Raw genomic sequence first — 20,314 nt, forward strand, 5'->3', positions numbered from 1 at the left:
TGGCAATATTTTTTGAAGGAAGATTAGATAGTGAACTTAAAATTTAAGTTCTGGTGTGATAGGATTTCTCCTATCAGAATTACTTTGACACGAAATATTTAACGGTCTCAATCAAATGTAAATGTACCACTTTTAAAATAATTAAACATAGTTGTATATTGTGTTCCATCCCATCCAACTCCTCCATTTATTATTGTAATTGGTTGAATATAACCATAAAAAACAAATACAATTCCACTCAGAATTGTCCATAATGCTATAAAATAGTTACTAATTACAAATCTCATAAACTCATCCCCTTAAACTTCCATTCTGGAATTAATTTTATTATCATCATTATCACTCTCCATATTGATTTTGTATAAAGTACATCTTTACCTTTTTGTTGAGCTACAAAAATATCTTTTGCCACCTCTTCTGGTTGTGCTGTAAGTTTGACTGGCAAATCAAGTCCAGCTGTCATTTTTGTAGCTACAAATCCAGGTTTTACAGTCAGAACTTGAACTTTACTTTCAAATAGTCTATTTCTAAGACCACTTAAATATGCACTAAAAGCGGCTTTTGATGAACCATAAATATAATTAGCTTTTCTTCCTCTATCACCTGCAACTGAACTAACTCCTACTATAAAGCCATTTTTACTTTTCTCCATATCGTTTGCAATGATATTTAAAATACTAACCGCTCCTGTAAAATTTACATTTATAGTATTTAATGTTTTTATAAAATCATTTTCACACTCTTTTTGTTCAGCCATATAACCAGCAGCTACTATCACACCAAAAGGTTTTGGTTCTAGTGAATTATAAAAATCACTATGTGTCTCAAACTTTGCTATATCAAACTCTTTTAAAACCACTTCAACATTTGACCTTATTTTTATATCATTTGCCAAATCTTTTAAATCTTCACTCTGTCTTGAAGCTAAATATAGGTTGTAACCATTTTTTGCATAAACTCTTGCAACCTCTTTTGCTATATCGCTTTTAGCACCTATTATTAATACATAACTCATTTTATATTCCTACTCTTTTACTTTGAAGTGAAACAAATTTTTCACTCATAGCATATTTTTTTCTAAGTTCTCTAAATTTTTCAATATTTGGATAACCTTTTTCAAAACTCTCTTTTGAAACTCTTACATCTTTTGTAAGGTATATTCTTCCACCATATTTTAAAACTATCTCATCAAGACTATTTAAAAGTTCAAATATCCCTTTTTCAATTTTAAAATCAAGTGCTAGGCTATATCCTTTCATTGGAAAAGAGAGATAATTTTTATTTTCTTCTCCATAGAGTTTTAAAACTGCCAAAAATGAGCCTTTTTTGCTATTTGATATTTTTTCTAAAATCTCTTTTAATCCATCATAGCTTTTCTCTTTTGGCAAAATAAATTGATACTGAGTAAAGCCACCTTTACCATAGATTCTATTCCAGTTGTTTATAGCATCAAGTGGATAAAAAAAAGTATCAATATCTACTACTTGTTTACTCTCACCCATAGGTGTTTTTTTATAATATAGCCAGTTAAATGCTTTTACACTTAAGCTATTTAAAGCAAATGATGGAAAATTAAAAGGTATATTTATTTTCTTTTTCTCTTTAAAATCAAGTTTGCCATCATCTGCAAAATCTCCCACCATAAGCAAACATTTTCCAATATCTTTACCACTTGCAAGGCAATCTATCCAAGCAACAGAGTAAGGCATATGAGAATATTTCTCAAAAGCTTCAAAAGTATCTTTTAGATTTTTTGTTTTTATAGTAGTTTGGTTTATATATTTTGAGTTAATCTTTTTTAGAGATATTTTTGCATCCAAAATAACTCCTGTTAATCCCATACCACCACAAGTAGCAAGAAAAAGCTCATCATCTTTTTTCACATTTTTTATCTCTCCATTTGGAAGAATTAAAGTAAACTCTTCAACACAAGAGCTAAAACAACCCTCTACATGATGATTTTTACCGTGAACATCACTTGCTATTGCTCCACCAATAGTTATTAGTTTTGTTCCAGGAGTTACTTTTAAAAACCAACCACGAGGTACAAATACTTCTATGATTTCACTTAGCATTACTCCACTTTGACAGTGTAAAATACCAAGCTCTTTATCAAAATTAAAAAAATAGTTGTATGGTTTAGAGTAGATTATATTTTCAGCTAAAGCACTATCTCCGTAGCTTCTACCATTTCCAAAAGGAATAAAAGTGCTGTTTTCTTTTAAAATATTTTTTAAATTCTCTTTTGTTTTAAAAGTAAATTTTTTACTTTTTATTTGTGGATACATTCCCCAGCTATTTAGTTGCATAGATTTCCTTTAAATACAAACTTCTTATCTAGAAAATATTTTGTGATGTAACCAATGCTAAGACCTATAATTGCACCAATATATTTGGCAATCTCACTATCAAATATATAATCAAACCCAATTTCAAATCCCCAAAAAATAAGAGTTGTAAAAACTCCCATTATTGAGTATAAAATAAACTTTTGGCTATTTTCTTTTTTATCTTTTACCACATAATAAAAAATATATTTTTTATCTAAGATATACTTTGCAATAAGTCCTGTGAGTGTTCCAAAAAACATAGCAATATACAAACTAAAGTTTTGTGAATATATAGCCAAACTTATAAATTGAGTAAATAAATTTATAATAGTTGCAATTAGTGCAAAGAAAGAGTATTTTAAAACTAAAAGCATTATATTCTCACTATCACAAAAAAACTAGCCAACCAAAACAGAATAGTTATTTGCAAAAATCTATCTTTTAAAACTACTTTTGTAGGGTTTCCGCTATTTCCCTCTACAAAAGTTATCTGCATATATCTCATAACTCCAAGTATCACAAAAAATGCTGTAATATATAGATTGCTACTATTTAATCTATCTATTACATCATCTGAAACTGTATAAAGCACATAAGCCACTACAATAACTCCAGCCATGAAAACCATAACAGCATTTACAAACTCTAAGTTGTAGCCATCTATATTTTTTCTTGTCTCTTTGCCTTCAAATGCAAGAAGCACATCATCTCTTCTTTTTGCAACTGCCAAAAATAGTGCTAGTAAAAAAGTCATAATTATAATCCACATTGAAAGTTGATTATCAATCACACTTGCACCTGCAAAAAGTCTTAAAACAAATCCAGAAGCTATAATAAAAATATCAACAATAGTTATATGCTTTAATCCCAAAGAATAAGCAATATTCAAAACAAAATAGATTGTAAGAACTACAAATAAATCAATATTTATAAAATATGAAGCAACTAAAGATGGAATTGATAAGACAAAAAATAGTATTTTTGCACTATTTTTGCTAACTTCTCCACTTGCAATTGGTCTAAACTTCTTTTTTGGATGTTGTCTGTCTTCTTCAATATCCATATAATCATTTAAAATATAGATACTACTAGCCAAAAATGAAAATAGTACAAATACTACAATACAATCTACAATTTGCTCAAAATTAAATGAAAATGTAAAAAATAGTGGTGCAAATACAAATAGATTTTTAATATATTGATGCGGTCGAAGTAGTTTTAAAATAGATTGCAAAAAATATTCCCCTAAAGACATTTACTCAAAATGGGTTGAATTTTGCCCAAAAAGAGTTTATAAACAAATTAATATTATTCATTTTGAATAATATTGGAGTACAATTTGGACTTATCGTATAAAATTAATCTTTTTTTAAAAGAAAAAGGAATGAGTAAAAAATTTTTTGCAGAGAAGTTAATAGCTTTAGAGCCTATTTTAAAATCAACAAGAGAAGTTCCTAGTGCATCTACAATTTATGGATACTTAAATGGTAGCAGGGAGATAAAAGCTGAGCTATTACCATATATCGCAAAAGTTTTAGATGTTGGTATTTCGGAGTTATTTGAAGATAACAAAAAAGATAGAGTGAAAATTTTACAAAATATTTTAGAAAATCCAAGTCAAGAAGAGCAAAAACTTTTAGAAAACTACTTCAAATTTGAAGAAAAACTAAACAATCAAAAACTACAAAATGACACAAACTATCATCTATACAACTACATATTACAGATGCTTCCATATGCTTCTGAAAAGTTTTTATATACACTTATAGATTTACTTGAAAGCTACAAAGACTCAACAAAAAGAGCTCAAGAAGATATTAAAAATCTAGATTTTAATAATAAATAAAAAAGCCTCTAGATAAAATCTAGAGGCTTTAGACTTTTTTATTTTAAGATAAAATTATCTTGAAGTTAAAAGTGTAGTTAAGTGTTCAGATGTAACTTGGTGGAAGTTTAAGTATTTGTAAACTCCATCTTTGTTGCTTTCATTGATTTTTTTAGCAACGATATCTAAATACTCTTGAACAGATGGTAATCTTCCTAAAAGTGCAGCAACAGCAGCAACTTCAGCAGAACCTAAATAAACTTTAGAGTTTTTACCAAGTCTGTTATCAAAGTTTCTTGTAGATGTAGAGAATACTGTTGAACCTTCACTTACTTGTGCTTGGTTACCCATACATAGTGAACATCCAGGAATCTCAATTCTAGCACCTGCTGCTGCAAATGCTGCATAATATCCCTCTTCAGTTAATTGAGCTTCATCCATTTTTGTAGGAGGTGCAACCCATAGTTTTGCTTTAGCAACACCCTCACCTTTTAATACTTCTCCTAAAGCTCTGAATAATCCGATATTTGTCATACAAGAACCAACGAATACTTCATCAATATTTTTAGGTCTTGAGTCATCAGCTAAAATTTCTGATAATGTTGCAACATCATCTGGATCGTTTGGACAAGCTAAAATTGGCTCTTTAATATCATCTAGGTTGATATTAATTGTAGCTAAATACTCAGCATCAGAATCTGGCTCTAATAATTGAGGATTTTTAATCCACTCTTTCATCTTATCAGCTCTTCTTTGAAGAGTTTTAGAATCTTCATAACCCTCTTCTATCATTTTCTCAATTAAAGCTATATTTGAAGATAGGTACTCAATAATTGGCTCTTTGTTTAATTGAACAGAACAAGCAGCTGCAGATCTTTCAGCAGATGCATCTGATAATTCAAACGCTTGCTCAACTTTTAGGTCTGGTAAACCTTGAATTTCAATAATTGTTCCAGCAAAAATGTTCTTTTTATTTTTCTTAGGAACTGTTAATAATCCTTGTTTAATTGCATAATATGGAATAGCATTTACTAAATCTCTTAGAGTAATACCTGGTTGCATTTTTCCACTAAATTTAACTAATACAGACTCTGGCATAGTTAAAGGCATCATACCTGTAACACCTGCGAATGCAATAAGTCCTGAACCAGCTGGGAAAGATATACCAATTGGGAATCTTGTATGTGAATCTCCACCAGTACCTACAGTATCAGGTAAACATAATCTATTTAACCATGAGTGAATAACACCGTCACCTGGCTTAAGTGTAACTCCACCTCTTGAGTTGATGAAATCTGGTAAAGTATGTCTTAATTTAATATCTGCTGGTTTTGGATAAGCAGCTGTATGACAGAATGATTGCATAACCATGTCAGCACCAAAAGATAATGCAGCAAGTTCTTTAATCTCATCTCTAGTCATTGGTCCAGTTGTATCTTGGCTTCCTACAGTAGTTGCAATTGGTTCAACATACATTCCTGGTTTAACACCTTCAACACCACAAGCACGTCCAACCATTTTTTGTGCTTGAGTATAACCTTTACCATTGTTTGCAGGTTGCTCAGGAGCAATAAACGCAGTTGAAGCTGATAATTTTAAAGCTTCTCTAGCTTTTGCAGTTAATCCTTTTCCAATAATTAAAGGAATTCTTCCACCTGCTCTCATCTCATCTGTTAAAGTGTTTGGACTTAATTTAAATGTAGAAACAACTTTTCCATCTTTTAAGATTTCACCAGCATATGGTTTAACTGTGATAACATCACCAGTTTCTAGATTGTCAACATTTGCTTCGATTGGTAAACATCCTGAATCTTCTGCTGTGTTAAAGAAAATTGGAGCAATGATAGATCCAATTACAACTCCACCTGTTCTTTTATTTGGAACACCTGGAATATCTCTTCCCATATGCCATTGAACAGAGTTGATTCCTGATTTTCTTGAAGATCCAGTTCCAACAACATCACCAACATATGCTAAAGGATGACCTTTTGCTTTTAATTCTTCCATTTTTTCTAAAGGTTTTTCCATTCTTGATTGTAACATTGCAGTTGCGTGTAATGGAATATCTGCTCTTGTAAATGCAACAGTTGCTGGAGATAAATCATCTGTATTTGTTTCACCTGGAATTTTATAAACTGTTAATGTAATCTCTTCTTCTAAAGCTGGTTTATTTGTAAACCACTCAGCATTTGCCCATGATTCAATAACTTCTTTAGCTTTTGCATTTCCAGAATCCATTAATGATTTTACATCATTAAATGAGTTGTAAACAAGAATTGTATTTTTTAACTCTTTAGCAGCTGCATCTGCAACTTCAGCAACTTTTAGTGCTTCAACAAGTGGTGGTACATTGTATCCTCCCATCATTGTTCCTAAAATTTCAACAGCTTCAACTTTTGAAATAACAGAACATGCAACTTTACCTTGAACTATATCATTTAAAAAAGCAGCTTTAACATAAGCAGCATCATCAACACCTGGGTTAATTTTATTTTTAAATAGATTTAATGCATATTGTGCATCTTCAACTTTACTAGCTTTTAAAATCTCCACTAAATCAGCAGTTTGAGCAGCTGTAAGAGCAAGACCTGGTAATCCACCTTCGCTTTGTCTTTGTGCTTCGTGTGCTTTATACTCTTGTAATAAACTCATTTTTTCTCCTATTAAATTTTAAGAATTTGGGTGAATTATATCACAAAGTTCTAAATATCTTTGTACAATTATTGTTTATAGTTGTACAAATTTATATTTTGTAAATAAAAGTTACACTTGTAGTTTATATAAACACTTTATAGATTTTAGTATCTTAAATATTGTACAATTTATGTACAATATTAAATTAAACTATTTTTATACTTTTTTTTGATTAAATAGTAAAATTTTATTTCAAAGAGGAAAAAAATGAGATATTTTAAAATTGTTATATTTGCTACATTTGTGGCTATTTTATTTTCAGCTTGTACACACAAAACTCCATATACAAACCGTTCACAACTAATTCTTATGTCATCACAAGAAGAGTTAGCTTTGGGTGAAAAATCATATAAAGAGTCTTTAAGTGAACTAAAAGTTATAACAGGCACAAAAGATGCTTTAAAAGTTCAAACAATTGGTCAAAAAATTGCAGTTGCTGCAAATCAACCAAATTATAAGTGGGAATTTAATTTAGTTGAAGATAACCAAGCAAATGCTTTTTGTCTTCCTGGAGGAAAAGTTGTTGTATATACAGGAATTTTAAAATATGCAAAAAATGATGACCAATTAGCAACTGTAATATCACACGAAGTAGCTCATGCACTAGCACGTCACGGAGCTGAAAGAGTAACACAAGGAATGATACAACAAGGTGTTGGATTAATTGGAAGTGTAGCAGTTGCAGCAACTGCTCCACAATATCAAAATGCATTTAATCAAGCCTATGGTTTAGGTTCAAATTTGGGAGTTATGCTTCCTTATGGAAGAATGCAAGAGAGTGAAGCTGATGAAATAGGTATTTATCTAATGCATAAGGCTGGATACAATGTAAATGAAGCTACTAAATTTTGGGAAAATATGAGCGAGGGTAAAAGTGGAGGAAATGACTTTTTCTCTACACATCCAAGTTCACAAAATAGAACAAAAGATATTCAAACTGTAATAAATAAGATTGGAAATGAAGCAAAATAGATAGATTCTCACATCTATCTATTTTTTGTTACATTCAAGTTATATTAATAAGCTATCATTCTTTATATCATTAAATAGTAGGAGGAGTTATTTATGAAAAAGATTTTAACGGTTGCAGTTTGTAGTGCATTAAGCATTAGTTCGCTGTTTGCTTCTGAAGTTGTGAAGTTTGATAAAAAACTTATACAAGAAAGAAACAATATTGGTTACAAATATGAAGGTGAAAAACTTGAGTATAAAATTCCAGATGAAAGTACAATCCCAAATAACCAATTTGGAGATTTAATTAAATATGGAAAAGAGCTAGTAGTTCATACTTATAAACATATAGGTCCTGAAGTTAAAGACAAAAATATGAGATATGCTGGAAATAATCTTTCATGTCAAAGTTGTCACTTAGACGCAGGTACAAAAGAGTATTCTGCACCATTTGTAGGAATTTACGGAAACTTTCCACAGTATAGACCTAGAGAGAATGTAATAGGTTCTTTATCTGATAGAATAAATGGTTGTATGGAAAGAAGTATGAATGGAAAACCACTGCCAAATTCAAGCAAAGAGATGAAGGCTATGGAAGCTTATATTTATTGGTTAAGTCAAGGAGTACCTGTTGGTGCAAAAGTTCAAGGAATTGGTTTGGCTGAAGTAAATAGAAAAATGATACAAACAACAAAAGCAGATCCTGTTAAAGGAAAAGCTGTATATGATGTTCATTGTGCTTCTTGTCATGGAGAAAATGGAGAAGGTATTAAAAACGAAGGTCTTGCAAATGGTTATTTATATCCACCACTTTGGGGGAAAGATAGCTACAATAAAGGTGCTGGAATGTACAGAACTTTAAAAGCTATGGATTTTATAAAAGCAAATATGCCTTTAGGAGCAACTCATCAAAATCCAATTTTAACTGATGAAGAGGCTTATAATGTTGCTGTTTATATGAATTTAAACGAACACGAAAGACCAGAAAAGGCAAATAGAGAAAAAGATTTCCCAGATGCTGCTGTAAAAGCTCCTGATGCTTATATACAAGGAAAAGATTCAGATGATAGAAGATTTGGACCATTTGGACAATTTATCAAAACTAATAAATAAAAAAGGAGTATCTTTATGATACTTCCTTTTATAAAAACCTACAAAAAGATAGTTATACTTTTTATTATTTTGGTTCTTTTTTTTATATACTTTTTAAATAAATACAATAATATTTTAGATAAAAAAAATCTTGACATATTTGTGTCAAATCAAATCCAAATTATTGAAAATGAGTTAGAAAACCAAAAAAATCAAGCTTTGTCTTTAGCTTTAATGTTTTCACGAAATCAAGAGATTGTTAAAAATTTAGAAAATAAAAATAATATAGAGTTAAAAAAAGAGCTTTTAAAACTTTTAAATATTATAGAAACATATACGAAAAATAGTATAGATGTTCAAATTCATACAAAAGATTTAGAGGTATTTACAAGAAGTTGGGAAGATAAAGATTTTGGATTAAAACTTGATAGTTTTAGAGAGGGTCTTGTAAAGGTTAAAAACCAAAAGGAACCTTATGTTTCAAGTGAATTAGGAAAACGATTTAACATAAAAGCAATTGTACCAATTTATAATGATAAAAATATATTTATAGGTTCTCTTGAAGTAATAGTTGATTTTAAATCTCTTGTAAATAGGCTTAAAACTTTAGGTATAGACTCTATAGTTATGCTAGAGAAAGATTATTTAAAAATTGCAACTTATCATCAAAATAATCAAAAGTTTAAAGATTATGCTATTTTGGAGAGTAGTTTTACAAAAGGATTATTAGATATTTTAGAAAAAAATCCACAATTTTTAAAAAAAGATAAGTTTTATTATGAACTAGATAGTAGAATTTTTACTCAAATTCCTTTAGGAGAGTTTGAAAATAGTAGTGTTGGAGTTTTGTTTATTAGTTTTGATAAAAATATAAACAACTTTAGATATTTACCAAAATATGATTACTTTATAGATGTTGAAATAAAAGATGAAAAAAATGATAATAAAGATATTTTAAAAAAAGAGATAATAATTAGATGATAAAAATATTGTTGCTAGAGGATGACTATTTATATAAAATTTCAATTAAGGAGTTTTTAGAAGAGCTTGATTTTGTAGTTGATGATTTTGATAATGGAGAGGATGCTTTAAACTCAATTTTTGAAAAAAGGTATGATCTGCTGTTACTTGATATAAGAGTTCCAAAAATGGATGGATTTGAGCTTGTAAAGCATGTAAGAGAAGCCTCTATTGATACTCCAATTATAATTTTAACTTCACTTACAGATATAAAAGATTTAAGCCGTGGATACACTCTTGGTTGCAATGATTATATTAGAAAACCTTTTGATATGATTGAGCTAAAATTTAGAATAGAGGCACTTATAAAAAATCATTTTAACTCAAGCGATGATTGTATTGAACTTGAGTTGGGATTTAAATACAACATAAAAAAATCTCTTCTTTATAGAGATGAAGAGATGGTTGATTTATCAGCAAAAGAGCTTGAACTTCTATCTTTTTTGGTACAAAATAGAGGCTTTTTTGTATCTATTGAGTCTTTACATGAAAATGTTTGGGAGAATAAAGATATATCTTATGCAGATATTAGAATGTGTATAAAAAGAGTTAGAGAAAAAACAGACAAAGATTTTATTAAAACAAAGAGATTTTTAGGTTATAAAATTGATAAATAGTAAATCAGAACTAAAATATATTGTAATTCAAGTAACAATTACACTTTTAATTGCTCTTATTCCAATATATTTTTATATAGATGCAACAAAAAATAATCAAGATATAAAAGATAAGATAGATTTACAAAATTATGCAAATCAAATTGTTTTTAAAATAGATTATTTTGAAAGACAGAACAACAATATATTTTATTATCCAAGATCAAACATATATTTCTCTTCAATTTTTGATAAAAATAAAAATGAAATATTCTCTTCAAATGAATCTTTAGAGTTTTTTTATGAAGATTTTAAAAAATTTAAAGATAGATTTTGTTATCAAAAAGAGTTAAATCAAAATATTTTAGATGCTTCATTTTTAATTGTTTGCAAAAAGGTTGATTATAGTGAGGTTATTTATAATGCCTTAATACTTATCTCAATAGTTACTTTTTTTATATTTTTACTCTCATTTTTTGTAATAAAACAGAGCATTGAGCCATATAAAAAATTAAATATCTATTTAGATGAGTTTTTAAAAGATGCTATGCATGAACTTAAAACTCCAATAGGAGTTGCTAGAATAAATATTGATATGTTATCAATGAGATTAAGAAATGATAAAAATATTTTAAGAGTAAAATCTGCTTTGAAAAATATGACAATTATTTATGAAGATTTAGAGTATTACATGCAACAACATGAGGTAAAAGAGTTAAAAACAGATATTAATTTATCTTCATTTTTAGAAAAAAGAGTTGAGTTTTTCAATGACTTAGCAGTTGCTAGAAATATAGTTTTTCATAAAAATATAGAAGCAAATATTGAAATAGTTTTTAATGAGATTGAAGCTTATAGAATAATTGATAATAATCTATCAAATGCAATAAAATATTCAAAAAATGATTCAAATATTTATGTTAGTTTAATAAAAGATGATAAAAATATAAGGCTTGTTTTTAAAGATGAAGGAGTTGGTATAAAAGATACATCAACTGTTTTTAAAAGATATTATAGAGGCGATAATATAACAGGTGGATTTGGAATAGGACTTAGTATTGTAAAAAATATTTGTGATAAAAATGGTATAAAAATTGAGCTAGACTCAAAAGAGAGTCAAGGCTCAACTTTTACATATATTTTTAGTTTGTAGTAAATTTAAGACCAACTATTCCTATAAGAATAAATAAAATACTTATAACTCTAATTAAAGTCATAGATTCACCAAAAAGCATAATTCCAGCAATTACAGTTCCAACAGTTCCAATACCTACCCAAACAGCATAAGCTGTACCAATAGGAAGAGCTTTTAAAGCAAGGCTAAGAAGATAAAAACTAATAATCATAGTAACAATAGTAAAAATAGTTGGAAATAGTTTTGTAAACCCATCACTATATTTTAAACCAACTGCCCAAAATATCTCAAAAATACCTGCTAAAAATAGTATTGTCCAACTCATAAAAATCCTTTTGAAAAATTTAAGGCCGTCCTTGAATGAGTAAAGAGGCTAGGTCGTCCTAGCTTTTGTAGAAGCCTATTTTAGTAAATATTAGATAAAATATAAATAAAAATCAATTAAGGTAAAGTTTTGCAACAATCAACAAAAGCTCATATTTATGTAGTAATAGCAACAATTTTTATAGCAGGATCATTTCTTGCATCATATAAACTTTCAAGCACAATAGATGCAATATCATTAACTCTTTATAGATTTGTTTTAGCACTTATTTTTTTATCACCACTTGTAATTTTTAATAAAAATAGAGTAAAAGCTGTACCAAAATTCTTACCAAAAGCTATGGTTATAAGCCTTTTTTACTCTTTATATTTTATTGGAATGTTCAAAGCTTTGGAGTATACAACAGTTTTAAATACAGGCTCTATTTATACTTTAGTTCCTTTAATGACTGCAATTTTATGTATCTTTTTCTTTAAAGAGAAGATTCCTCTAGCTCAGTTGATTGTTTATATTATAGGAATAATCTCTACTTTAATAGTTGTTTTTAAAGCCAATTTAGAACTTTTATTAAAATTTTCTCTAAATCAAGGAGATATTATATTTTTAATAGCCTCTTTATCTATGGCACTTTATTCAATATTTTTAAAGGTTTTATATAAAAAAGATGATGATATTATTGTGCTTGTTTTTTCTACTTTAATGGCTGGAATAATCTGGATGAGCTTTACAATGTGGATTTTAAATATCCCTTATGAATGGGGAAAAATTGAGGGTAATTTACTATTTTCAATGTTATATTTAGTAGTTGCAACAACAATTTTAACGCTATTTTTATATCAAAAAGCAACACTTATTTTAGGACCAAAAAAAGTTATGGCATATATTTATATAAGTCCATCTTTAGTTGCTTTAATAATGTTTATTTTTGAAAAACAGAGAATCTCTTTAGGAGTTTTTATAGGTATTTTGCTTTCAACAATTGCTACAATTATAATTTTAAGGCAAAAATAGAGTCTAAAAAAGTAAAAATGTTACATATTTTTACTTTTAAAGATTAAACTAAACTTATAAAATCAAAATTTATCTTATATTTCTTATTTCATACTACAATTAAGCATTAAGATTTATCTTAATATTTAATTCTAAGGAGAGAGTTTTGAAAAATAAAAAAATTAAAACTATTGGAATTCATGAAGCTTATATGAAAGATCCTATAAAAGCTGATTTGGATATATTTGATAGAGAGGTTGAACCAACTTCTAGAAGGGGATTTCTAAAAAAAAGTTCTTTATTGGCAATGGCAGCTATTGTTGGCTCAAACATACCATTTGCACAAAATATGCCAGGTGGTTTAATACCAGCAGCACTTGCAAACTCTGATATCCCTTTTTCACTTCCAGGGAAAGAGGGATTAATCTACTTAAATGATAGACCTATAAATGCAGAGACCCCTCCTCATTTGTTAAATGATGAGTTTACTCCAGATAAACATTTCTTTGTTAGAAATAATGGAACACCTCCTGCACTAGAAGATATAGATGTTAAAAACTGGACTTTGGAAATATCAGGTGAGAGTTGTAAAAATCCTACAACTTTTTCTATTGATGATTTAAAAAGTAAATTTAAACATCACACTTATGCATTAACACTAGAGTGTGGTGGAAATGGAAGAGCTGAGTTTAATCCACCAACAAAAGGAAATCAATGGGAACTTGGAGCAGTTGGTTGTGGACGATGGACAGGAGTTAGATTAAAAGATGTTTTAGAGTCTTGTGGTATTAAAAAAGATGCCGTTTATATTGGATATTACGGGAAAGATACACACTTAAGTGGAGACCCTACTAAAGTAGTTATTAGTAGAGGAGTTCCTATTAAAAAAGCTTTAGAGGATGAAGTTTTAATAGCTTGGGCTTATGAAGGTCAAAATATTCCATACCAAAATGGTTATCCCTTAAGATTAGTAATTGGTGGATGGCCTGCTTCTGTTTCTGGAAAATGGCTAAGTAAAATTGTAGTTAGAAATAAAGTTCATGATGGTGAAAAAATGATGGGACAATCATATAGAATGCCTTGTGAACCTGTTGCTCCTGGTTCTACTGTACCAAATGAAAATATGTGTATAATAGAATCTATGCCTGTAAAATCACTAATTACATTCCCAAAATCAGGTCTTACTCACTCTTTAAATGATAAATTAAAGCTAAATGGAAAAGCATGGGCTGGAGATTTAAAAGTTAAAGAGATGTATGTTTCTATAGATTTTGGTGCAACTTGGGAAAAAGCAAATGTTAATAAACCACTAAATAAAACTGCATGGCAAACTTGGGAAGCAAGTGTTAAATTCCCACAAAAAGGATACTATGAAGTTTGGGCAAGAGCAACTGATAGCAATGGTAAGATGCAACCAATAATTTTACCAGGATGGAATCCAAGAGGTTATCTAAACAACGCTTGTCACAGAATCGCTGTTCAAGTTGTATAAAAGGAGTTGTATATGAAAAAAGTATTACTAATACTTTTAGCATCATCATCTATTTTCCTTCAAGCACAAAAAATTGATAGCGAATCTGGATTGATTATTGCAAAAGGGTTTGAAACTGTAAAAGCAAACTGTACTGTTTGTCATAGTGCAAAATTTATTACTACTCAAAAAGGTGATAGAGATACTTGGAAAGCTATGATTGTTTGGATGCAAAGAACTCAAGGTTTATGGCAATTCACTCCAGAAATAGAGGATGAAATTTTAACTTATCTTGAGACAAACTACCCTCCTGGAAATGTTTATCGAAGAGCAAACTTAAAAATAAAAGATATGCCAAATTAGCAATAAGTGGGTTTAAATATACCCACTTATATATAAATAAAAGTTAAATCCTATCATCAAAATATTTAATATAAAAAAAGATTTTTTACTCCAAATTGAAAAAAATGAAAACAAAATATATAAAATAAAAAAATATAAAGGTGTAAAAACTTCATAAACATAGATTTTATTTTCTAAAAATATTTTTAAATAATTATCAAAATAGGAAGATATATTAAAAATATGTGCAACTATTTCAAGTGGATAAAATATTGTAAAAAATATAGTAATAGGAATTGAGTAAAACTGCTCAATAGCTGTTTGAGTAAAAAAGAAGTGAACTATTGGGTTAAAAATTAAAAACATCCAAATATTAAAAAATATATAAAGTAAAATTTTATTTCCATTCTTAAAATATTGAATAAACAAATAGATATAAAAAACTGCAAAAATAGAGAACCAAAATCCAATATTAAAAATATATTGAGGGAAAAGTGCAATAACTATCAAAAAAGTATAAAAAAGTGTTAGATATGAGATTACTTTTATATTACTTCTTAAAAGATAAAGCCCTAGACTAAAAAGTACAAATGCTCTTAAAAGCGATGGAACAATATCTGTTAAAAGTAAATAATAAAAGAGTATTGCCATAGTTATTAGTAGAATATCAAATCTTCTATTTCTGTATGGAAAATATCTGTTTTGTAGAAAACTATAAGGAAAATATAAAATCCAATAAATTACAAAAGATAAAACTACTATATGAAATCCAGATAAGGCAACAACATGTGCAATTCCATAAGCTGTTATAATATCTCTTAATTGACTTGATACTGGAATTGCAAGAAATAGAGCATTAAAAAGCTCTCTTATCATAAAATCATCATGATTTTCTTCAATATTTTTAATAATTTTTTCTTTTACGCTATTATTTTTTTCACCTCTTTCAAAATATAAGATTTTTGTAAAAAAACCTTTTAGATAGGTATAAAATGTGATATTTCTAGTATCAAAAACTACATTTAGAAAATCTAGTTTTTTAATATTTTCATCTTTTGAAAAAGAGGCAAAAAATTCAAAACCATCGCCTTTTAGCTTTATAACATCAAATTTTTCTTTTGGGTAGATATTTAAGACTTCGGCTTTTGTTTCAAAAATATACTCTTTTTTTAACTCTTTATATGACAAATAGTTAAATAAAATATTTATCATAAAAACAAAAAGTAGAAAAAGAGTAAAAAATAGACTATTTTTTGATATTTGTAAATCTTGCATAAGTTAAATTATACAAGATTTTAAAAGATTATTACTAATTTTTTTATATATATTTAAAAAGTAACATTTTATAAAAAATCTAATTTTTCTATTTTATTATTTTTTATAAATTGATTATAAATATGCATCATCTGTTTTAATTCACTCTCTTTAAATATAGAGATATTTTTTTTAAGTTTATCTACAACATCTTTTGTATCAATTTGCAATAAACTTTTTGCAATATAATTTTCTATTAAAACCATTCCTAATCTTTTTATAGATTTTGTATATTCTAAAATTTCAAGAGCCTCATTTGTCTCTTTTAAAACAATATTACAAAGTTCTTCATCAAAAATATTTGAGATTTTATATAAAATATTTAATGCATAATTATGTAAAACAACTGGCATCTCATCTCTATCTCCAACAGACTCTTTTAAATTCAATCCAATTTTTCCTAAATTTATAGCTTTATTTATGGTTTCATCGTTTTTATTTACATCTAAAATATACTTAAATCTATAAGATATTGCCATATTTACAAAAGTTGCTCCATATTCAAAAGGTCCCAAAGCTGGTATTGCTAAACATTTTTTATAAAAATTTATAGCTTCATCATAGTTCTCTTCCCATTCGCAAAGATTTGCTTTGATATTATAAAAATGCCACAACCATAAAGGAACATTGTCTTCATTGTGAGAAAAAAGTAGTTTTTCTAGTGTTTCTAAAGATTCTATTGCCTCATGTTTTAAAGCAGCATTTCTTTGAGAAATTATAATCCAAGCGGCTTTTCTTTGATAATATCTTACTTCAATATCTGATGGTTTTTCATTTTTACCAATATTTAACTCTTTTGGTAAACTATTATATGCTTGTTCAAAATGCCCCATTCTTTCATATAAAGAGCATATATTTAATATATATTTATTTGGATTAATCTCATATAAATAGTTATTTAAAAGTATCGCTTGTTCAAAATATCCACTTCTTTCAAATAAAAATGCCAAATCATTTAATGTACTTATTGATAATTTTCTATAATAAGATTTTGAAGAGTTTTCAAAACTATTAATATCGCTTGAATCAAACATAAATCCAGCTATTTCAAACCAATAATCATTTATTAATTCATATTGTTGTTTATCTTTGATTGAGACTATAAACTTTTCTAATATCTTAATAACTCTTTTTTCATCTAAAACTAAATCTTTAACATAGTAATATAAAATTAAAAGAGAGATTGGATTTTCAAATTTGAAAACACAATCTTCAAGATGATTTCTCAAATATTGAGATAACTCTTTTTTTTGTGATTTTAAATCCTTAAATTTTACACTATTTGTAAAAAATATTTGTAAAGATTTTTCTTGAGATAAAAAATTAAAATCATCAAAACTTCTATTTATAAAACTTTGGAAACCAAAACTTAAATGATTTTCATCTTCAGATTTAATAAAATTTTTTCCACAATATTCAAAAAGTTCTAAAGATGTAAATATCTTTTTATCTTTACTTTTAACAATTTTTGTAGAGCAAAGTTGTAGCAAAGAGTAAAAAATTTGCTCTTTTTGTGATAATAAAACATCAATATTTGATTTTTTTTCTATCTTATCATTTTTAACTATTTTTATATTTTTTACAGCTATATTTTCAAGATTTCTTTGAATAGCTTGAACTTTATCAGACCTTACATAAAAATATATATTTTCAAATCTATTTAAAATCATATTTACAAAAATAGTCCAAAGCCAGTGATTTTGCTCTTCTAAATCAAAGTTATATAGATGAATTTCTGATTTTATATCAAAATTTGAATAAGCTAATTTTAATCGCTTTGCTTTTCTAATATCTTTATTAAACCATGAATTAATCAAGTTTTTTAGTTCATTTCCTTCTGAATCTAAAATTTTTGGCATAAATAGAAGAGATAAAAATAAAAAAATCACAAATCCTAAAGATATATAATCTTTTAATTCAAAACTACTTGGGGTTTCAAGAACTATTTTTTTTAAAAAATCTTCATAAATTGAGATTGTTAAAAATGCAATTAAAATTATAAATACTGAGATAAATGAGATAGCTAAAGGAATAAATCTTTTATTTACAAAATAGGAAAAAGTTCTATTTTTTCCAATCAAACTATTTATATCTTCTTCAAATTTATCCAAAGAGTCATTTTCACAATATGTTATATTTAAACTATTTTTTTCTTTAGAAATTGAACTATCTTCTTTTTTTTCTCTTCTGTTTTGTGATAATTTTGATGTGACAATAAAACAATTTATATTTTTATTCATTATAATCTCTCGCTATTTTTTGCAGCTTGATTTTGAATTGGATCACTAAAAGTATAAATACCCTCTTTTATTTCAAATGGAAAATTAGAAAATATATCTTCAAAGTTATCTTGAAACTCTTTTGAGAAATTTTCAACTCCCTCTTTTACAATTTCGATATATCGTGAAGGAATAAAACAGTTTTCTTGTCCAATTTTTGCTATTTTATCTTCTTTTGTTGTCATAAAAGCAATTAGGTCATCATCTAATTTTTGATTTATAACGGACTCTTTTTTTATAGTTACACAACTATAATTTTTCTCTCTTAATTTCAAAACTTCAAACTCTTCTTCACTTATTTTTATCATAACCCCAAAAATATAAGAATTTTCATCTTTTTGTATATTTAAAAAGATACCATTTACAATCTCTTTTTCAAAACAAATAGACTCTATAGAGTTCCAAACTCTTTTATATCCTCTTATTTTTACTGGAATTAAATCTTCTTTTTTAAGCTCTCTATTTTTAAATGAATTTTGAGCACTTTTTATATTTACTAACGAACCAAATCCAAACAAGTACATATAAAACCTTTCATATAAATTCATAAATAGTATCGTTTTTTAATTTAAGAGCTTATATATTGCCTATTTAACAACTTTTAACCAATTTTTAAGTATATTAAGCCTTTATTATAAAATTTTTAAGGCTTTTTTAAAATGAATAAATTTGATTATACAAAGATTTCTGACGATTGTGTGAAGTGTGGAAAGTGCAAACCTGTTTGTACAATATTTAATATAAATCAAGATGAAGCTACAAGTCCTAGAGGATTTATAGACCTTTTAGGCGCTTACAAAAGAGATGAATTAGAACTTGATGAGAATGCAAAAAATATATTTGAATCATGTTTTTTATGTACAAACTGTGTTGAAGTCTGTCCAAATGATTTACCAACAGATATGATTATTGAGCAAGTTAGAAGTGATATTGCGAAAAAGTTTGGAATAGCTTGGTATAAAAGACTATTTTTCTTCCTTTTAAGACATAGAAAAATTATGGACTTTATGTCAAAACTAGGATATATGTTTCAAACATGTGGAATCAAGATAAATGAAGAAAAACAGAGTGCAACTCCTAGATTTTCTCTTCCAATAGTTAAAAAGAATCGTGCTTTACCATATGCAGATAGTATTAGTTTTTTAAACAAATATCCTGAAAATATGAAGTTTTCAAAAAATATTGATGATATTAAGAAAAATAGAGTTGCTATATTTATTGGATGTATGAGTAACTACACATACACAAATACAGGAGATAGTTTAGTAAAAATATTAAAAAAATTAGAGCTTGATATTTTTATTCCAAAAAAACAGTTATGTTGTGGGGCACCTGCCTATTTTACAGGAGCTTTTGATACAGTTGATTATCTAACTAAAAAAAATATTGAGTATTTTGAATCTTGGATAGATAGCGTTGATGCTGTTATTATTCCAGAAGCTACTTGTAGTGCAATGATAAATAAAGACTGGGAGCACTACTTACATGACCAACCAGAATGGAAAGAAAGAGCTGTTAAACTATCAAATAAGATATTTTTAGCAACAAAATGGCTTGAAAACAACACAAAATTAAAAGAATTATTAGCAAAAAGCGGTAAAAAATTTGATCAAATGGTAACTTATCATGACCCTTGCCATGCAAAAAAGATGCAAAATGTTTGGAAAGAGCCAAGAGAACTTCTAAAACAAAACTATGTTTTAAAAGAGATGAGTGATTCAAATAGATGTTGTGGTTTTGGTGGTGTTACTATGCAAACAGAAAAATATGAGTTTTCAAAAGCTGCTGGAGCTCCAAAAGCTGCTATGATAAGAGATAGCAAAGCTCAAATTGTAAGTGCTGAATGTAGTGCTTGTAGAATGCAAATAACAAATTCTCTTTATCTAGCTGATGTTGATGTTGTATTTAAAAACCCTATAGAATTAATAGCTGAAGCTTTAGAGGATTAAA

At 27.5% G+C, this 20,314-nt stretch carries 20 protein-coding genes; 10 read left to right on the forward strand and 10 right to left on the reverse strand.

The features are described from left to right. Positions 1-107: 107 nt before the first annotated feature. From AC5LG6_RS08685 to AC5LG6_RS08705, 5 genes are read right to left on the reverse strand one after another with little or no spacing between them, the layout of a single operon-like run. Positions 108-287, reverse strand: coding sequence for a hypothetical protein (locus AC5LG6_RS08685; protein WP_498586268.1), 180 nt, complete (start codon positions 285-287; stop codon positions 108-110). Beyond that, positions 284-1,015 (reverse strand): SDR family oxidoreductase, encoded by a 732-nt coding sequence (locus tag AC5LG6_RS08690; protein WP_498586269.1) that lies wholly within the window; start codon positions 1,013-1,015, stop codon positions 284-286. Before AC5LG6_RS08690 ends, AC5LG6_RS08685 begins: the two co-directional genes overlap by 4 nt. Before the next feature lies 1 nt (position 1,016). Then, a complete protein-coding gene (locus AC5LG6_RS08695) occupies positions 1,017-2,309 on the reverse strand; it encodes an FAD-binding protein (RefSeq protein ID WP_498586271.1) in 1,293 nt (430 codons plus the stop codon). Continuing rightward, positions 2,300-2,704 carry a GtrA family protein gene (locus AC5LG6_RS08700; RefSeq protein WP_434228979.1) on the reverse strand — a complete coding sequence of 135 codons (405 nt, stop codon included), beginning with the start codon at positions 2,702-2,704 and terminating at the stop codon, positions 2,300-2,302. The genes AC5LG6_RS08695 and AC5LG6_RS08700 overlap by 10 nt, the downstream gene beginning before the upstream one ends. After that, positions 2,704-3,564: a decaprenyl-phosphate phosphoribosyltransferase gene (locus AC5LG6_RS08705; RefSeq protein ID WP_498586272.1), complete on the reverse strand. Its 861-nt coding sequence runs from the start codon at positions 3,562-3,564 to the stop codon at positions 2,704-2,706. The genes AC5LG6_RS08700 and AC5LG6_RS08705 overlap by 1 nt, the downstream gene beginning before the upstream one ends. 150 nt (positions 3,565-3,714) lie before the next feature. Here AC5LG6_RS08705 and AC5LG6_RS08710 point away from each other — a divergent pair, with 150 nt between their 5' ends. After that, on the forward strand, positions 3,715-4,176 hold the full coding sequence (locus AC5LG6_RS08710) for a hypothetical protein (RefSeq protein WP_498586273.1): 462 nt from the start codon (positions 3,715-3,717) through the stop codon (positions 4,174-4,176). 54 nt (positions 4,177-4,230) lie between these two features. On the opposite strand, the gene AC5LG6_RS08715 is transcribed toward AC5LG6_RS08710, so the two are convergent. Then, positions 4,231-6,807, reverse strand: coding sequence for a bifunctional aconitate hydratase 2/2-methylisocitrate dehydratase (locus AC5LG6_RS08715; protein WP_390870781.1), 2,577 nt, complete (start codon positions 6,805-6,807; stop codon positions 4,231-4,233). Positions 6,808-7,056: 249 nt separating this feature from the next. Here AC5LG6_RS08715 and AC5LG6_RS08720 point away from each other — a divergent pair, with 249 nt between their 5' ends. The 5 genes from AC5LG6_RS08720 to AC5LG6_RS08740 all read left to right on the forward strand — a co-directional run bounded on the left by AC5LG6_RS08720 (position 7,057) and on the right by AC5LG6_RS08740 (position 11,661). Further along, positions 7,057-7,821, forward strand: coding sequence for a M48 family metallopeptidase (locus AC5LG6_RS08720; RefSeq protein WP_260875463.1), 765 nt, complete (start codon positions 7,057-7,059; stop codon positions 7,819-7,821). 93 nt (positions 7,822-7,914) lie between these two features. Further along, positions 7,915-8,913, forward strand: coding sequence for a c-type cytochrome (locus AC5LG6_RS08725; protein ID WP_066222710.1), 999 nt, complete (start codon positions 7,915-7,917; stop codon positions 8,911-8,913). A 141-nt stretch (positions 8,914-9,054) separates the two neighbouring features. Next, on the forward strand, positions 9,055-9,873 hold the full coding sequence (locus AC5LG6_RS08730; protein ID WP_319059282.1) for a cache domain-containing protein: 819 nt from the start codon (positions 9,055-9,057) through the stop codon (positions 9,871-9,873). After that, positions 9,870-10,529, forward strand: coding sequence for a response regulator transcription factor (locus tag AC5LG6_RS08735; protein ID WP_066403477.1), 660 nt, complete (start codon positions 9,870-9,872; stop codon positions 10,527-10,529). The genes AC5LG6_RS08730 and AC5LG6_RS08735 overlap by 4 nt, the downstream gene beginning before the upstream one ends. After that, positions 10,519-11,661 (forward strand): sensor histidine kinase, encoded by a 1,143-nt coding sequence (locus AC5LG6_RS08740; RefSeq protein ID WP_498586276.1) that lies wholly within the window; start codon positions 10,519-10,521, stop codon positions 11,659-11,661. The genes AC5LG6_RS08735 and AC5LG6_RS08740 overlap by 11 nt, the downstream gene beginning before the upstream one ends. On the opposite strand, the gene sugE is transcribed toward AC5LG6_RS08740, so the two are convergent. After that, the gene (gene sugE, locus AC5LG6_RS08745) at positions 11,651-11,968 is read right to left on the reverse strand and encodes a quaternary ammonium compound efflux SMR transporter SugE (RefSeq protein WP_066159382.1); all 318 of its coding nucleotides are present in this window, start codon (positions 11,966-11,968) and stop codon (positions 11,651-11,653) included. The genes AC5LG6_RS08740 and sugE overlap by 11 nt on opposite strands. 129 nt (positions 11,969-12,097) lie before the next feature. Here sugE and AC5LG6_RS08750 point away from each other — a divergent pair, with 129 nt between their 5' ends. The 3 genes from AC5LG6_RS08750 (at position 12,098) to AC5LG6_RS08760 (ending at position 14,792) form a co-directional block, all read left to right on the forward strand. Continuing rightward, positions 12,098-12,979, forward strand: a complete 882-nt coding sequence (locus AC5LG6_RS08750) for a DMT family transporter (protein ID WP_498586277.1) — start codon at positions 12,098-12,100, stop codon at positions 12,977-12,979. A 190-nt stretch (positions 12,980-13,169) separates the two neighbouring features. Continuing rightward, on the forward strand, positions 13,170-14,450 hold the full coding sequence (locus AC5LG6_RS08755; protein WP_081560249.1) for a sulfite oxidase: 1,281 nt from the start codon (positions 13,170-13,172) through the stop codon (positions 14,448-14,450). Positions 14,451-14,462: 12 nt separating this feature from the next. After that, entirely contained in the window at positions 14,463-14,792 is a 330-nt protein-coding gene (locus tag AC5LG6_RS08760) for a hypothetical protein (RefSeq protein ID WP_066166060.1), read from the forward strand. Between the two features lie 12 nt (positions 14,793-14,804). Here the strand turns inward: AC5LG6_RS08760 and AC5LG6_RS08765 are convergent, their stop codons facing one another. The 3 genes from AC5LG6_RS08765 to AC5LG6_RS08775 form a co-directional block, all read right to left on the reverse strand. Continuing rightward, on the reverse strand, positions 14,805-16,046 hold the full coding sequence (locus tag AC5LG6_RS08765; RefSeq protein WP_498586278.1) for a ComEC/Rec2 family competence protein: 1,242 nt from the start codon (positions 16,044-16,046) through the stop codon (positions 14,805-14,807). Positions 16,047-16,114: 68 nt separating this feature from the next. After that, entirely contained in the window at positions 16,115-18,325 is a 2,211-nt protein-coding gene (locus AC5LG6_RS08770) for a tetratricopeptide repeat protein (protein WP_498586279.1), read from the reverse strand. Next, positions 18,325-18,888, reverse strand: coding sequence for a hypothetical protein (locus AC5LG6_RS08775; RefSeq protein WP_498586280.1), 564 nt, complete (start codon positions 18,886-18,888; stop codon positions 18,325-18,327). The genes AC5LG6_RS08770 and AC5LG6_RS08775 overlap by 1 nt, the downstream gene beginning before the upstream one ends. 135 nt (positions 18,889-19,023) lie before the next feature. Here AC5LG6_RS08775 and AC5LG6_RS08780 point away from each other — a divergent pair, with 135 nt between their 5' ends. Then, positions 19,024-20,313: a (Fe-S)-binding protein gene (locus AC5LG6_RS08780; protein ID WP_260957571.1), complete on the forward strand. Its 1,290-nt coding sequence runs from the start codon at positions 19,024-19,026 to the stop codon at positions 20,311-20,313. Position 20,314: the final 1 nt, after the last annotated feature.

It is taken from the genome of Arcobacter thermotolerans (genome assembly GCF_983172305.1).